General features: G+C 76.0%; 1 protein-coding gene. It reads right to left on the minus strand.

Annotated features, from left to right (window positions below; genetic code table 11):
• A partial coding sequence (locus NBZ85_RS31960; protein WP_261563526.1) for a hypothetical protein occupies positions 1–195 on the minus strand: 195 nt, incomplete at its 3' end.
• Positions 196–421: the final 226 nt, after the last annotated feature.

Consider the following 421-nt stretch of genomic DNA (forward strand, 5'->3'; position numbering starts at 1 on the left):
GCCCGCCCCCAGATCGATGACGAGCGCCCCGCCTTCCGCCGCTTCCGGGTCGGTAGACGGGTTCTCCAGCGGCCAGGGGTCGGCTGGCGACGGTGGTATCCGCGTCGTGCCGGTCGGGATCGAACGGCGCTCGGTCGCAGCCGCGCCCGCCCCGGCGGTTTCCAGCCCGCCGGCCGTGCCCAGTGTCCCGGCCAAGCCCAGCCTCCCGGCCGGCCCCGGGTTGGCAGCGGGATCGGATTGAACCGGCCGACCGGCGCCGCCTTCCGAGGTCGGGGACGTCCAACCCGGCATCGCCGGCGCCGCGATCACCGTCGGAGGGGGCGGAGTCGGCGTGGCCGGTGCTGGTGCTGGTGGGGATGGTGCCGGCGTGGCCGGTGCTGGTACTGGTGAGGATTGCTGCGGGGCAGGGGCAGGACCGGCC

The organism is Frankia tisae (assembly GCF_025403405.1).
GTDB classification, from domain to species: Bacteria; Actinomycetota; Actinomycetes; order Frankiales; family Frankiaceae; genus Frankia; species Frankia tisai.